Origin of the sequence: Senegalia massiliensis (assembly GCF_009911265.1) — a bacterium.
Taxonomy (GTDB): Bacteria; Bacillota; Clostridia; order Tissierellales; family SIT17; genus Anaeromonas; species Anaeromonas massiliensis_A.
The window spans coordinates 215426-229351 of record NZ_QXXA01000001.1; the positions used below are offsets into that span (position 1 = coordinate 215426).

Consider the following 13926-nt stretch of genomic DNA (forward strand, 5'->3'; position numbering starts at 1 on the left):
ATTTAATTTATAGAGGAGATTTAAAATGTATATAATGAATATGGAGATATTTGGAATAACATGCAACTCAAAAAAAGTAAAAAAAGGTTTTATATTTGTAGCTATATGTGGTCAGAAATTTGATGGAAATGATTATATAGATGAAGCTATAAACAATGGTGCAGTTATAATATATACTGAAAAAGATATTAAAAATAAAGAAATCCCTGTAATAAAAGTTGAAAATTCACGAATTAAATTGGCAGAACTTTTAAATAAGTTTTATGATTATCCTACAGATGATATGACTATTATAGGAGTGACTGGAACAAATGGAAAAACAACAACAACTCATTTAATAGATGATATTTTTAAAAAAGCTAACAAAAAAACTGCACTTATAGGTTCATTAGGATTAAAAATAAATGATGAATATACTGATATTAATATGACTACACCTGATTCTGAAAACTTATATGAGATATTATTTAGACTAAGAAAGCAAAATATAGAAGTTGTTATAATGGAGGTTTCATCACATGCATTGAAGCTTTATAGAACACACGGAATAAATTTTGATGTTGCTATTCTAACAAATATAGATATAGATCATATGGATTTTCATAATTCATTTCAAGATTATTTAAATAGTAAAAAAAGATTATTTAATTCATTAGATAAAAACAAATTAGCAATAATTAATATAGATGATAATAATTCAAAGAAAATTTTGGAAGGAAACAATCATGTTTTAACCATAGCTTATGGACTTAATTCAAAGTCAAGTATAACCGCATCAAGCATACAAATGGATGAAAATTTGAGTTTTACTGTGTGTATTCAACGAAGTATAATTTCAGATAAAGGAAATGAATATGAGCCACAAGAATTTAATGTGTTTATGAATATATCTGGGATTTATAATGTTTATAATAGCTTAGCAGCAATATCTTGTGCTTTATATTATGATATTGATATTAATATTATAAGAAAATCACTTTCAAATATAAAAAATATTTCAAGAAGATTTGAGAAGATACATGATAGTAACTTTATTGTGATAGATGACTTTTGCCATAATCCAGCAAGCTATCAAGCTGTCTTAGATAGAGTAAGAAGTTTGAAATATAATAAAATAATAATAGTAAATGCTATTAGAGGTAGTAGAGGAATAAAAATAAATAAAGAAAATGCTTATGTTTTAGCTTCCTGGTATGAATTATTTAATAATCCTAAAATAATTGTTACTTTAAGTGATGATGTAGTGGATATTAATGATAAGGTTAATGAGGATGAAATTAATCAATATAAATATATATTTAGGGATTATGAAGTTGAACATGAACTCTATGATAGTCTTTATTTCTCAATTAAAAAGGCAATAAATTATGCAGATGAAGATGATATAATTCTTTTATTAGGGTCACAAGGAATGAATAAAGGAAAAGAAATATTTAAACAAATAGTAGAAATTTCTTAGAAATTTCTACTATTTTTATTTATATAAAAAAAGGAATTTCACAACTTATGTCTAATATTAAATTTAGGGGATTAATATTCATTACTAATGATAAGGATAAAAATTAAAATAATTATTCATAATTATAACATTAAATGAATAATATTATTTTAGGATCCAAAATCACATAAGAATAGGAAAGGAAGTGGGGCATTTATGGAGAATGTTGCAAATAGCAACTCAGTAACTATTGTAGGAAAGGTGGTTGAAGACAAAGTATTCAGTCATGAAATGTATGGGGAATCTTTTTATATTTATAATATTGAAATCCCTCGTTTAAGTGAACATACTGATATATTGCCTGTAACTGTATCAGAAAGATTGTTAATAGACTTGGATATTGAGGTAGGGAAAACTATTATAGTTGAAGGACAATTAAGGTCCTATAATAGGTATAATAATGGTCATAATAAATTAATATTAACTATTTTTGCTAGAGATTTATACATACCTTGTGAAGAAGAATATCAAGAAAAAATTAAAAGGCCAAATGAAATTTATTTGGATGGATTTATATGTAAAAAACCAATTTACAGAACAACTCCTTTTGGAAGAGAGATAACTGATATTTTAATCGCAGTTAATAGAGCTTATAATAAATCAGATTATATTCCTTGTATTGCATGGGGAAGAAATGCAAGATTTTGTGAAAATTTAGAAATTGGTGATCATATAAAAATCTGGGGGAGAATACAAAGTCGTGAATATCAAAAAAGACTTTCAGACGGAAGTGTAGTAAATAAAATGGCATTTGAAGTATCTATTTCAAAACTAGAATACATAAAAGATGATAATAATAGAGAAAACAAAGAAGATGAAGATGAAACATATAAATCAAATTTAAAATCAGAAGCATATTAAATAAAACAGCCATTAATGGCTGTTTTTGTTATAATATATATAAGGAGGTGTAAGAATGGATTTTAACATAGAATTTAAATTAATATTTGGACTGATAATTCTTATAATAGGAGCTTCCATTCAATATACATTGAATAAAATATTATTTGAGTTAAAAAGAATAAGAAATTATTTAAGTGGAATCAATGACGATTAATTAACAGTATTGACATGATAAATGAATTGAAATAAAATAGTCATTAAATGATTAAAGATTAGGTTAATAGAAGAATACTAGGAGTTGATTTTATGGATGAAAAATGTAAAGTAGTTATTTCTAAAGAAGAGATAGCTGATAAAGTAAAAGAGTTAGGACAAATAATTACAAATGATTATAAGGACAAAAATCTCTTGGTAGTTTCTTTATTGAAAGGTAGTTTTATTTTTACAGCAGATTTAGTTAGAAAAATAAATTTAAGAGTAAGAGTGGAATTTATGACAACATCTAGCTATGGGAGCCAAGAGTATTCTTCGGGAAAAGTTAGAGTAGTCAATGATCTCCATGCAAATATAGAAGATTATGATATATTAATAGTAGATGATATTGTAGATTCTGGTAATACAATGAAATTTATTATGGAATATTTAAGAAAAAGAAATCCAAAATCTGTAAAGTCATGTGTTCTTTTAGATAAACCTGAAAGAAGAGAAGTAGAAATTGAACCTGATTATTATGGTTTTAGGATACCTGATTTATTTATAGCTGGATATGGTTTAAATTATGGAGATTATTATAGAAATGTAGAAGATATATTTGTTTTTGAAGATAAATAAGCATTAATATTAATGCTTATTTATAATACTTATTTTAAGGAGATAATATGGAAAAAATAAATAGACCTAAAATATTAGAAACTAATATTTTTTATTTAATTATTGCTATTTTATTGCTTACTATTGGTGGTATGGCACAATCTTATGAATTATTTTCAGGACTTATTATAACAGAGTATATATTGATATTATTACCTGTGATTATATATTTAAAAATTAAAAAGTATAATATAAAAGAAGTTTTAAGATTAAACAAAATAAAATTAAAAGATGGATTGTTAATAGTATTAATAACTATATTAATATATCCATTAGGAACATTTTTGAACTCTATAATGCTAATAATTATAAGTTTATTTAGTGAATTAAAACCAAATCCTATACCCACACCAACTTCTAGTAGTTTTTATTTATTAGGATTATTTATAATAGCTGTAACTCCAGGAATTTGTGAAGAGTTTATGTTTAGAGGATTCATAATGAAGTCTTATGAAGGAAAAGGATATAAAAAAGCTATATTTATATCTGCTTTACTTTTTGGAGTTTTTCATTTTAATATTCAAAATTTATTGGGACCTATGTTTTTAGGAGTAGTATTTGGATTTATAGTATATAGAACAAATTCATTAGTATCTGGTATTATAGCTCATACAACTAATAATGCAGTTGCATGGAGCCTAACATATCTTTTAGGTAATATAGATGCAGTTACTGAATCAGCTGGTGGAGTTAGTCCTAATGTTTCAGAAACAACAGCTCTTCTAGCATCATCATTTTTGTTATTAGGTATTTCATTTTTTACAGGTGCAATAGCTTTATTTCTTTATAAGAAATTATCCATAAATAAAAAAGTTGAAATTGAAAATTTTGAAGAAAATAATTTAGAGAAAAAAGGATTTTTTCAGTATATACCGATTATAATAACATTTGTAGGATTTATAATATTAAATATATTAGCATATAAATAAAAAAGGCCAACTTGGGGGAGTTGGCCATAATATATAATAGCTTTACGCTATTAAAGGGGAGTGGGAAAAGTAGTAATTTTCCAACAAGTAATAGTTTATCATTTATTTAAACTAAAATCAAGAGTATATTTTGATTTATATTTTCTCATAATAATGATGAGGAGGTATAAAATGGCTAAGAAAAAGAAAAGGGAAACTCTTGAAGATAAGATGAAGTATGAAATTGCTGAGGAGTTAGGGTTGACAGATAAAGTTAAGAAATTTGGATGGGGTGGATTAACTGCAAAAGAAACTGGCAAAATTGGCGGATTAATAAATGTTAGAAAAAAGAAAAATAAAGATAAAAAACAAGAATCAAATAAAAAAGAAGCATAACTAAAGACTAGTTTTAAATAAGGGGGATATTTAATGGCATATAATGAGTTTTCATTGATTTATGACAAATTAATGATGAAAGATATTAATTATATGAATTGGTATAATTACATAAAAGATATATTTAATAAATTTGGTAAAAAACCAAACAATATATTAGAAATGGCTTGCGGTACAGGAAACTTAACAGAGATTTTAGCAAAAGAAAGATATAACATTGAATGCTTTGATCTATCTGAAGAAATGTTATCAATAGCATATGAAAAGCTTAGAAAATATAAAAACGTATCAATAAGAAATATGAATATGTTAAATTTTAATTTTAATAAAAAATTTGATTCAATAATAAGCATATGTGATAGTATAAATTATATAATAAATATAGAAGATTTAAAAAAAACATTTTTAAATGTTTATAATCATTTAGACAATGAAGGAATATTTATATTTGATATTAATTCATATTATAAATTGTCTGAAGTAATAGGAGACAACACATTTGTACATGATGAAGATGATGTTTTTTATACATGGGAGAATGAATTCAAAGATAATATAAGTAACTTCTATCTTACATTTTTTATAAAAGAAAATGATGTTTATCATAGATTTAATGAATTTCATAGAGAAAGGGCTTTTCATATAGAAGAAATTGTGTTATTATTAAAGAAAGTTGGATTTGAAAAAATATCAACTTTTGATGGTTTATCATTTGAAAGACCCAAAGAATATAGTACAAGAATTAATTTTGTAGCAATTAAATAAAATTAAAATTTTGTTTGACATAAAAAAAATACTATGATAGACTATAGAAGTAGTAGATAGTATATAGTACATATCTACAGGTAATAGATTTTAGGAGGAATGTTTTTAATGGAAAAGGGAACAGTTAAATGGTTCAATGCAACTAAAGGTTATGGATTTATAACAAGAGAAAATGGTGAAGATGTATTTGCACATTATTCAGCAATTCAAGGTGACGGATTCAAAACTTTAGAAGAAGGTCAAGAAGTTGAATTCGAAATAGTTGAAGGCGAAAAAGGCCCACAAGCTACTAATATCACTAAACTATAAGAAAATATAATAATATTTAATATATAGTTAATGTAGCAATTAAGACTCCAATGAGGGGTCTTAATTTTTTTATGTAAAACTATTATTTTGTGGGTATAATAAGTATCAAATGATTAAAATTAGGAGGATTTATTATGAAAGATTATATAATAAGAGCTAGTGATGAAAATGCTTCTTTTAGAGTATTTATTATTAGTTCTACTAATATGGTAGAAAAGGCTAGAAGTATTCATCATACATCTCCAGTAGCAACAGCTGCATTAGGAAGAACTTTAACAGGAGCAACAATGATGGGTTCTATGTTAAAAGGTGATAAAGATAAATTAACTCTCCAATTTAGGGGAGATGGGCCTATTAATAATATTCTTGCAGTATCAAATAGTAAAGGTCAAGTAAAAGGTTATATTTCTAATCCTCGAGTAGAGGTTGAAGATAGAAAAGATGGTAAATTAAATGTAGGTAAAGCTGTAGGAAAAAATGGTAAATTAATAGTAATTAAAGATTTAGGACTTAAAAAACCATATGTAGGACAATCTAATATTGTTAGTGGAGAAATTGCTGAAGATATAGCAAATTATTTCACAGCTTCAGAACAGCAACCTTCTGCAGTTGCATTAGGAGTATTAATAGATAAAGATAGAAGTGTAAAAGCAGCAGGTGGAGTTATTGTTCAAGTTCTTCCAAATATAGAAGAAGAAGTTTTATCTAAATTAGAAAAAAACATAACCATATTATCATTTATTTCATCTTTGATAGATGAAGGATCAAAACCAGAAGATATTCTTGAACAAGTTTTTGGTGAGTTTTCAATGAAAGTAACAGAGAAAAAAGAAGTTGAATTTATATGTGATTGTAATAAAGATCGTATGGAGAGAGCACTTATCAGTTTAGGGAAAGATGAACTTGAAAGTATAATAAATGAAGATGAAAATGCGGAGTTAGTTTGTCATTTTTGTAATCAAAAATATAATTTTGAGAAAAAAGAACTTCAAGATTTAATAGACAGAATTTAAAAGCATAAGTCCTATTTGTTAATATTAAATATTTAAGGGTATATTTAAATTAATGAATATAAGGAGGTTTTTAAATGGATATTTATGAGATAGCTATGAAAATGGAAAAAGAAGGAGAACAGTATTATAAAGAACAAATGAAGAAAACTGAAAGTAAAGGTATAAAGAATATCTTTAAAATGATGGCGGAAGATGAAAAAAAGCATTATGAAATAATAAAAAATATAAAAGAAAATTTTTTTGACTGTAATAGTGAGATTAATATGGAAGATGTAGATACAATTTTTAGTAAAAGGTTAGACAGGAATACTTCCTATGAAAATGAAACTAATGAAGATTTTCTTTATGCTAAAATAAATATTTCTGAGACAATAAAAGCTTATAAACATGCTTTAGAGTTAGAGAAAGAGACAATAGATTTCTATCAAAAACAAGTAGATAATGCAAAAAATGAATGTGATAAGAAAATTTTTGAAAGATTAATAATTGAAGAAAAGAAACATTATCAAGCTATAGATAATATGATAGATCATGTAACAAAATCAGAAAGATGGTTAGAAGATGCTAGATTTAATCATTTAGAAGATTTTTAAAAGACAAATCATTATGATTTGTCTTTTATTTTTCTACATTATCTACCCATTCTTTGGCTTTCATTACTTGATCTAAACTAGGAATAGGAACTTTAGCTTCTCCTTCTTCGTGATGTATATCTGAAATTGCTTGTTTTGAACTAGGTTTTTCAAAACAAAATTTTTCTTTTTTACTTGAAATTTGTTTTTTCATAATACTTCACCTCAATTATATTATTTCCCTATATGTGATATAATATTTTATATATATTATGGAGGTATAGTATGAAATTTAAAATAGAAAAAAATATTCCTAATAAATCTACTCATATAACTATTAAGAATTCAGAACAAGAACTATTATATGATATAGTAAAAGCTAATTATTTTAATAACAATATTTTCACTTTTTTTGATCCAAAAGAAAAAGAAATTTTGACTATTAATATTCAGGATAATGTAAATAATCAAAAATTTAATATTTATAAAAAAGAAAATTTAATAGGTAATATATTATATGACAGAATGTTATTTAGTCATAATTTTATAATCAATAAAGATAATAAAAGATATACATTAGAAGGTGACCCTTCTTCTATGGAATTTGAAATTTGGAATAATGATAAAAAAATAGCTAATATAAGTAAAAGAGCTATACTTTTATCTGAAGCATATGAAGTTGATACTATTTTATTAAATGATGAATTGTTATTTATTTTTTCAGTAATTGTAACTATTGATTTTATTTTATTTGATATAGGAAATTAAAATCAATATTGATTTTAGTTTTTAAATATGATATAATTTAACTTGTTGGACAATTAATATTATATATGGCGGCATGGCCAAGTGGTAAGGCAGAGGACTGCAAATCCTTTATCCCCAGTTCAAATCTGGGTGCCGCCTCCATTTTAACTATTTTAAACTCTTGATAGCATTATTGCATATAATGCTATCAAGAGTTATTTTTATTTGAAAATTTATTACAGTAATAATTCCTTGTAATTGAATATAATGTATATTAATAATTGAATAACAGTAATCATTAAACATATACTACTATTACAGTAGAAAGGAGTGAGAAGATGTACTGTTTAACTATTGAGTATAACAGTGGAATTTGTGATATTTTTAATATTTTAAACAATAAAGTTAAAATGATAGATAGTATAACTGATGTTAAAAAAATATATAATAAAATAGGTGAATTATCAAAAATCAGTTATTTTATAGATGAAAAAGAAAATGAAGAATATATAAAAAAAATTATAAATGATAATATAGCTAGTGAATTATCAGATTTAATTTTAAAAAATTATCAATTTCATATGATTAAAAAAGAATTAGCAAATAAAGATATTTACTTTAAAGATGCTGATATAGATAATATATGTAATAAAAGCTTATATTATATAGAAAAAGAATATAAAGATTATAATTTAATAAAACCTAGATTAAGCAAAAGGTCAAAAATTAATAAATTATTATTGGATTATTTAAGTCAAAATAATTGTATTAATATTGAAGGTTTTATAAATTTTAGATTAAAATTTTTAAGACGTTTTATAAAAAATACAGTTGATGATATAATACAAGAGTTTATATTAGAAAAAGAATTTGAAGATTTTATAAATATGTTAAAATATTTTATGGAAATTCAAACTCCTAAATTTGAAATAGTGAATATATTTTTTGTGAAAAATGGATATTTATTATATGATAATAATATGAAAATCATTGATAATAATTACCTTAAGCAAATTGCTGATGAGATGGAATATAATGAAATGGGATATGATGATCTTCTAATAAGTTCACTTATAACAATTGCTCCTAAGAAGGTGATTGTACATTTAGGGAATCGAAAAGAAGATGATGTAATACAAATAATAAAAAGTTTATTTGATGATAATGTACTAATATGTGAAGGTTGTAATTTATGTAGAATAGATCAAAAAATTGATATTCATAAGCAACATTAAAAAAACTTCTAAAGTATACTTTAGAAGTTTTTTTAATTAGATAAATATGATATAATAGCATGGTTAACATAAAGATGAGGTGAATTTAAATGGCAATATTAGAGATATTAACAATGATGATAATAGGAGGGACTATAGGTTGGCTTACCAATATAGTAGCAATTAAATTACTTTTTAGACCTTTGTATCCTATAAATATTCCTATAATTAACTTTAAAATACAAGGTCTAATACCAAAAAGAAAAGATGAAGTAGCTAAGAGTATTGGTTTAGTAGTTGAAGAGGAACTTTTATCTATTCATGAAATAATTGATAGAGTAATAGAAGAAGATGATATATACAAAATAAAAATTAAAATTATGCAAAAAGTGAATGAAATAGTAGATAAAAAAATGCCTTCTATTATCCCTTCTACGGTAAAGAAGATGATATTAAGTTATGTAAATGATTTTATCGCAAAAGAAGGAGATAAAACAATAAAGGAATTAATTGATGAAATGATTGATAAAACAATTGAAAAAGTAAAAATATCAGAAATTGTAGAAGATAAAATAAATAATTATGAAATACAAAAGGTTGAAGAAATAATTATATCAATTGCAAAAAAAGAATTGAAGCATATAGAAATATTAGGAGGGATATTAGGATTATTGATAGGAGCTATACAAGGAATATTAGTATTTTTTGTATTTTAAATAAAAAACATTGACAATTAACATAGGATGTTGTATAATGTTATAAATATATTTATAATAACTTTGAAAGGTCGAGTAAATTGAAAACAGTTTAAAGAGAGGAAATACAATAGCTGTAAGTGTTTCTAAATATGTTCAATTGAAAACTAACCTGGAGTTGAATCTGAACCATTAGGCTAAAGATTTCCGCTAATCACGTTAAGATTTTAAAGTAAAAACAAGGGTGGAACCGCGAATATACCTCGCCCCTAGAGTATTCTAGGAGTGAGGTTTTTTATTTTTTAAAACAAAATTATAAGGAGGAATAGATATGGCAAATATAAAAATTAGTTTACCGGATAATTCTATAAAAGAATATGAAGAAAAAGTAACTCCTTTACAAGTTGCAAAAGGTATTAGTGAAGGACTTGCAAGAGTTGTAACTGGTGCAAAGGTTAATGACAAATTAGTTGGTCTTAATGAAGAAATAACTAGAGATGCTGATTTAGTATTATTAAAATTTAATGATGAGGGTGGAGATGAAGTATTTAGACATACTAGTGCTCATATATTAGCAAATGCAGTTAAAAAATTATACCCTGACACTAAGCTAGCAATTGGACCTGCAATAAAAGATGGATTTTATTATGATTTTGATACTGATCATAAATTCACTCCAGAAGATTTAGAAAAAATAGAAAAAGAAATGAAAAAAATAGTAAAACAAGATTTACCTATGGAAAAGTTTGTTTTACCAAGAGAAGAAGCTATTGAATTTCTAAGAGAACAAGGTGAAGATTATAAGATAGAGTTAGTTGAAGATTTACCAGAAGATGAAGAAATATCTTTTTATAAACAAGGAGACTTTGTAGATTTATGTAGAGGTCCACATTTACCAAGCACAAAAAAAGTTAAAGCTTTTAAATTACTAAATATAGCAGGTGCATATTGGAGAGGCGATGAAAAGAATAAAATGCTTCAAAGAATATATGGGACTTCTTTTGAAAAGAAAAAAGATTTAGATGCATATATTGAACGTATGGAAGAAGCTAAGAAAAGAGACCATAGAAAATTAGGAAAAGAATTGGGTCTATTTACTATATTAGAAGAAGGTCCTGGATTTCCATTCTTCTTACCAAAAGGAACAGAACTTAAAAATACCCTTTTAGATTATTGGAGAGATCTTCATAAGAGAAAAGACTATGTTGAAATAGAAACTCCTCTTATTCTAAATAGGAAACTATGGGAGACTTCTGGTCATTGGAATCATTATAGAGAAAATATGTATACAGTTAAAATTGATGAGGAAGACTATGCTATAAAGCCTATGAACTGTCCAGGTGGAATGCTTGTCTATAAAAATGATCTTCATTCTTATAGAGATTTTCCAATGAGAGTAGCTGAAATTGGTAGAGTTCATAGACATGAACTATCAGGTGTTTTACATGGACTTATGAGAGTTCGTGCCTTTACTCAAGATGATGCTCATATATTTATGTTACCATCACAAATAAAAGAGGAAATAAAAAATGTAGTTAGAAAAATTGATGAAATATATACTACTTTTGATTTTAAATATAATATTGAATTATCTACTAGACCTGAAAATTCAATGGGAACTGAAGAAGATTGGAATATGGCTGAGACTGCTTTAAGAGATGCATTAGAAGAACTTGAAGTAGATTATATTTTAAATGAAGGTGATGGAGCTTTTTATGGACCTAAAATAGATTTTCATTTAGAAGATGCCATAGGAAGAACATGGCAATGTGGTACTATTCAATTAGATTTCCAACTTCCTCAAAGATTTGATTTAACATATATAGGTGATGATGGAGATAAGCATAGACCAATAGTGATTCATACTGCTGCTTTTGGTAGCATTGAGAGATTTATCGGAATACTAATAGAACATTTTGCTGGTAAATTCCCTACTTGGTTAGCTCCAGTTCAAGCAACTATACTTCCTATATCTGATAAATTTAATGATTATGGTAATAAGATAATGAAAGAACTTAGAAGAAAAGGTATAAAGGTAGAATTAGATGATAGATCAGAAAAGATAGGATATAAGATAAGAGAATCACAGTTACAACAAATTCCTTATATGCTTGTTATAGGTGAAAAGGAAGAAAATGAAGGTAAAGTTTCAGTTCGTTCAAGAGAAAAAGGAGATACTGGAGCTATAAAAGTGGAAGAGTTTATAGATATGATTACAAAAGAAGTAGAAGAAAAATAAAGCTAATTAAAGGCACCTTGGGGTGTCTTTAGTTAGCTGTTTTACTTAAATTATCTTTTTTATTTAAAAGTATATCTAATTGTTCTTTATCCATAGTTTCTTTTTCTAAAAGATAATTTGCAACTTCTTTTAAAATATGTTCATTGTTTCTTATTATATCTAGTGCTTTAGAATAACAATCTTCCATTATTGTTTTAACCTCAGTATTAATCGTATCAATAGAGTATCTTATGTGAGTTTCATCAATTGATATATTACCTAAGGAACTCATTCCATAATTACATACCATATTATTAGCTAATTTAGTAGCCTTTTTTAAGTCATTTTGAGCACCTGTGGTTACTTCATCGAAACAAATTTTTTCTGCGGCTCTTCCTGCTAATAATACTATTATTTTATTATATAACTCTTGTTGAGTAAGTAAATATCTTTCTTCATCTGGGAAATTTAAAACATAACCTAGGGCTTCACCTCGAGGAACTATAGAAATTTTTTGTATCATATCTGAATTTAATAGTTTTCCTACAATTGCATGGCCAGCTTCATGATGTGCTACTATATTTCTTTCCTTTTTTAAAACAGTAGGATGTTTTACTTCCAGTCCAGCTACTACTCTTTCTATTGCTGCATTAAAATCGATATTATCTATTTTTTTCTTTTTGTTTCTCACTGCAATTATAGCGGCTTCATTAGCAATACTCGCAAGTTGAGCACCTGTAAATCCATGAGTTTTTCTTGATAAATCACCAATATTTACAGACTTATCAATTGGTTTATTTTTAATATGAACATTAAAAATATCTTCTCTTGCCTTCAAATTTGGATTTCCTATATATATATGTCTATCAAATCTACCAGGTCTAAGTAGTGCTTCATCTAATAAATCTAATCTATTTGTTGCTCCTATTATTATGACTGTAGATTTATCACTAAATCCGTCCATTTCCACTAACAACTGGTTTAGGGTTTGGTCTTTTTCATTATTACTATCCATATTCCTTTTACACCCTATAGCATCAATTTCATCTATGAATATTATTGTAGGAGAATCTTTTCTAGCTTTTTCAAAAAGTCCCCTTATTCTTTTTGCTCCTACCCCTACGTACTTTTCAACAAATTCTGAACCACTTGAGTATAAAAAAGTTGAATTTGTTTCACCGGCAACTGCCTTAGCAAGAAGAGTTTTTCCAGTTCCTGGAGGTCCGTGGAACAAGATTCCATTTGGGATTTTAGCTCCCATTTTATGAAACTTTTCCGAATCATTTATAAAATCAATAATCTCTTGCATTTCTTCTTTTACTTCTTCTAAACCTGCAACATCTTTAAAAGAAACATTTGGTCTATTTTTCTTAGAAAAATTATCATCTGATTTTTTATCAGAGTTTATAGAAGCCATAACTAATTGTCTATCCCCATTTGATTTTTTGTAATAGAAAAACATAGAACCAGTTACGAGCCATATGAAAATTCTTTCACCTATTTTGAGGTTTGAAATATTTATTGATCTAAAAAGTGTATCATATAATAAGATGAAAGAAATTATTGTTAAAGAGACTAAGCATATTTTAAATAATTTATTTTTCAAGTTATCTCCGCCTTTATATAATTTTGTAATAATAGTTTAACCAATTAGTATTGTAATATTAGAAATAATTAACTATAGATAATGGTATTATATAGAAGTATATTTTTATAAATCTCTTGACATTTCGAAATTAATCACATATAATGTAATAGAAAACAAAGTAGAAGTTTCCGCTTCTCACCTTATGGCTTTAAGCTTATTAGGTTAATAGAACAAAAAACATTTAGGGATATTTATGTTTTTTTCTATTTATGAGAAAGCGGAGTTCAAAG

At 25.6% G+C, this 13926-nt stretch carries 16 protein-coding genes, 1 tRNA gene and 2 other annotated features (1 of these 19 running past the window's edge); of the genes, 15 read left to right on the top strand and 2 right to left on the bottom strand.

What is annotated here, in order from left to right; translation table 11 throughout:
• Positions 1 to 25: 25 nt before the first annotated feature.
• From D3Z33_RS01030 to D3Z33_RS01075, 10 genes are all read left to right on the top strand, one after another.
• Positions 26 to 1459: a Mur ligase family protein gene (locus tag D3Z33_RS01030; RefSeq protein ID WP_160195937.1), complete on the top strand. Its 1434-nt coding sequence runs from the start codon at positions 26 to 28 to the stop codon at positions 1457 to 1459.
• A 195-nt stretch (positions 1460 to 1654) separates the two neighbouring features.
• Positions 1655 to 2359: a single-stranded DNA-binding protein gene (locus D3Z33_RS01035; RefSeq protein ID WP_160195938.1), complete on the top strand. Its 705-nt coding sequence runs from the start codon at positions 1655 to 1657 to the stop codon at positions 2357 to 2359.
• Positions 2360 to 2414: 55 nt separating this feature from the next.
• On the top strand, positions 2415 to 2555 hold the full coding sequence (locus D3Z33_RS01040; RefSeq protein ID WP_160195939.1) for a hypothetical protein: 141 nt from the start codon (positions 2415 to 2417) through the stop codon (positions 2553 to 2555).
• Positions 2556 to 2647: 92 nt separating this feature from the next.
• On the top strand, positions 2648 to 3172 hold the full coding sequence (hpt, locus tag D3Z33_RS01045) for a hypoxanthine phosphoribosyltransferase (protein ID WP_160195940.1): 525 nt from the start codon (positions 2648 to 2650) through the stop codon (positions 3170 to 3172).
• Positions 3173 to 3219: 47 nt separating this feature from the next.
• Positions 3220 to 4140, top strand: a complete 921-nt coding sequence (locus D3Z33_RS01050; RefSeq protein WP_160195941.1) for a type II CAAX endopeptidase family protein — start codon at positions 3220 to 3222, stop codon at positions 4138 to 4140.
• A gap of 153 nt (positions 4141 to 4293) precedes the next feature.
• Positions 4294 to 4515, top strand: a complete 222-nt coding sequence (locus tag D3Z33_RS01055; protein ID WP_243153385.1) for a small, acid-soluble spore protein, alpha/beta type — start codon at positions 4294 to 4296, stop codon at positions 4513 to 4515.
• Positions 4516 to 4548: 33 nt separating this feature from the next.
• Positions 4549 to 5280: a class I SAM-dependent DNA methyltransferase gene (locus D3Z33_RS01060; protein ID WP_160195943.1), complete on the top strand. Its 732-nt coding sequence runs from the start codon at positions 4549 to 4551 to the stop codon at positions 5278 to 5280.
• A 108-nt stretch (positions 5281 to 5388) separates the two neighbouring features.
• The gene (locus tag D3Z33_RS01065) at positions 5389 to 5589 is read left to right on the top strand and encodes a cold-shock protein (protein ID WP_130807433.1); all 201 of its coding nucleotides are present in this window, start codon (positions 5389 to 5391) and stop codon (positions 5587 to 5589) included.
• Positions 5590 to 5723: 134 nt separating this feature from the next.
• Positions 5724 to 6602 (top strand): Hsp33 family molecular chaperone HslO, encoded by an 879-nt coding sequence (gene hslO / locus D3Z33_RS01070; protein WP_160195944.1) that lies wholly within the window; start codon positions 5724 to 5726, stop codon positions 6600 to 6602.
• Between the two features lie 74 nt (positions 6603 to 6676).
• Positions 6677 to 7195: a ferritin family protein gene (locus D3Z33_RS01075; protein ID WP_160195945.1), complete on the top strand. Its 519-nt coding sequence runs from the start codon at positions 6677 to 6679 to the stop codon at positions 7193 to 7195.
• 25 nt (positions 7196 to 7220) lie between these two features.
• On the opposite strand, the gene D3Z33_RS01080 is transcribed toward D3Z33_RS01075, so the two are convergent.
• Entirely contained in the window at positions 7221 to 7388 is a 168-nt protein-coding gene (locus D3Z33_RS01080; RefSeq protein ID WP_160195946.1) for a CDIF630_02480 family spore surface protein, read from the bottom strand.
• Positions 7389 to 7459: 71 nt separating this feature from the next.
• On the opposite strand from D3Z33_RS01080, the gene D3Z33_RS01085 reads away from it, so the two are divergent.
• From D3Z33_RS01085 to thrS, 5 genes are all read left to right on the top strand, one after another.
• The gene (locus D3Z33_RS01085; protein ID WP_160195947.1) at positions 7460 to 7942 is read left to right on the top strand and encodes an LURP-one-related family protein; all 483 of its coding nucleotides are present in this window, start codon (positions 7460 to 7462) and stop codon (positions 7940 to 7942) included.
• A gap of 67 nt (positions 7943 to 8009) precedes the next feature.
• A tRNA-Cys gene (locus D3Z33_RS01090) sits at positions 8010 to 8083 on the top strand.
• A 176-nt stretch (positions 8084 to 8259) separates the two neighbouring features.
• Positions 8260 to 9156, top strand: coding sequence for a putative sporulation protein YtxC (ytxC, locus tag D3Z33_RS01095; RefSeq protein WP_160195948.1), 897 nt, complete (start codon positions 8260 to 8262; stop codon positions 9154 to 9156).
• A gap of 89 nt (positions 9157 to 9245) precedes the next feature.
• Entirely contained in the window at positions 9246 to 9851 is a 606-nt protein-coding gene (locus D3Z33_RS01100; RefSeq protein WP_160195949.1) for a DUF445 domain-containing protein, read from the top strand.
• A gap of 54 nt (positions 9852 to 9905) precedes the next feature.
• Positions 9906 to 10104, top strand: a binding site (T-box leader).
• Positions 10105 to 10161: 57 nt separating this feature from the next.
• Complete coding sequence (gene thrS / locus D3Z33_RS01105) at positions 10162 to 12069, top strand: threonine--tRNA ligase (RefSeq protein WP_160195950.1); 1908 nt, start codon at positions 10162 to 10164, stop codon at positions 12067 to 12069.
• A 28-nt stretch (positions 12070 to 12097) separates the two neighbouring features.
• Here thrS and D3Z33_RS01110 read toward each other — a convergent pair whose 3' ends face one another.
• Positions 12098 to 13510, bottom strand: coding sequence for an ATP-dependent metallopeptidase FtsH/Yme1/Tma family protein (locus D3Z33_RS01110; RefSeq protein ID WP_201750379.1), 1413 nt, complete (start codon positions 13508 to 13510; stop codon positions 12098 to 12100).
• A 296-nt stretch (positions 13511 to 13806) separates the two neighbouring features.
• Positions 13807 to 13926, top strand: a sequence feature (ribosomal protein L20 leader region) (it continues 21 nt past the right edge of the window).

Bases quoted from the DNA above. Each gene is read 5' to 3' on its own strand.
- ytxC (WP_160195948.1), top strand. From the start codon at position 8,260: ATGTACTGTTTAACTATTGAGTATAACAGTGGAATTTGTGATATTTTT.
- thrS (WP_160195950.1), top strand. From the start codon at position 10,162: ATGGCAAATATAAAAATTAGTTTACCGGATAATTCTATAAAAGAATAT.
- D3Z33_RS01065 (WP_130807433.1), top strand. From the start codon at position 5,389: ATGGAAAAGGGAACAGTTAAATGGTTCAATGCAACTAAAGGTTATGGA.
- D3Z33_RS01040 (WP_160195939.1), top strand. From the start codon at position 2,415: ATGGATTTTAACATAGAATTTAAATTAATATTTGGACTGATAATTCTT.
- D3Z33_RS01035 (WP_160195938.1), top strand. From the start codon at position 1,655: ATGGAGAATGTTGCAAATAGCAACTCAGTAACTATTGTAGGAAAGGTG.
- hslO (WP_160195944.1), top strand. From the start codon at position 5,724: ATGAAAGATTATATAATAAGAGCTAGTGATGAAAATGCTTCTTTTAGA.
- D3Z33_RS01030 (WP_160195937.1), top strand. From the start codon at position 26: ATGTATATAATGAATATGGAGATATTTGGAATAACATGCAACTCAAAA.
- D3Z33_RS01075 (WP_160195945.1), top strand. From the start codon at position 6,677: ATGGATATTTATGAGATAGCTATGAAAATGGAAAAAGAAGGAGAACAG.
- D3Z33_RS01055 (WP_243153385.1), top strand. From the start codon at position 4,294: ATGATGAGGAGGTATAAAATGGCTAAGAAAAAGAAAAGGGAAACTCTT.
- D3Z33_RS01110 (WP_201750379.1), bottom strand. From the start codon at position 13,510: ATGTTTTTCTATTACAAAAAATCAAATGGGGATAGACAATTAGTTATG.
- D3Z33_RS01100 (WP_160195949.1), top strand. From the start codon at position 9,246: ATGGCAATATTAGAGATATTAACAATGATGATAATAGGAGGGACTATA.
- D3Z33_RS01050 (WP_160195941.1), top strand. From the start codon at position 3,220: ATGGAAAAAATAAATAGACCTAAAATATTAGAAACTAATATTTTTTAT.
- D3Z33_RS01080 (WP_160195946.1), bottom strand. From the start codon at position 7,388: ATGAAAAAACAAATTTCAAGTAAAAAAGAAAAATTTTGTTTTGAAAAA.
- hpt (WP_160195940.1), top strand. From the start codon at position 2,648: ATGGATGAAAAATGTAAAGTAGTTATTTCTAAAGAAGAGATAGCTGAT.
- D3Z33_RS01085 (WP_160195947.1), top strand. From the start codon at position 7,460: ATGAAATTTAAAATAGAAAAAAATATTCCTAATAAATCTACTCATATA.
- D3Z33_RS01060 (WP_160195943.1), top strand. From the start codon at position 4,549: ATGGCATATAATGAGTTTTCATTGATTTATGACAAATTAATGATGAAA.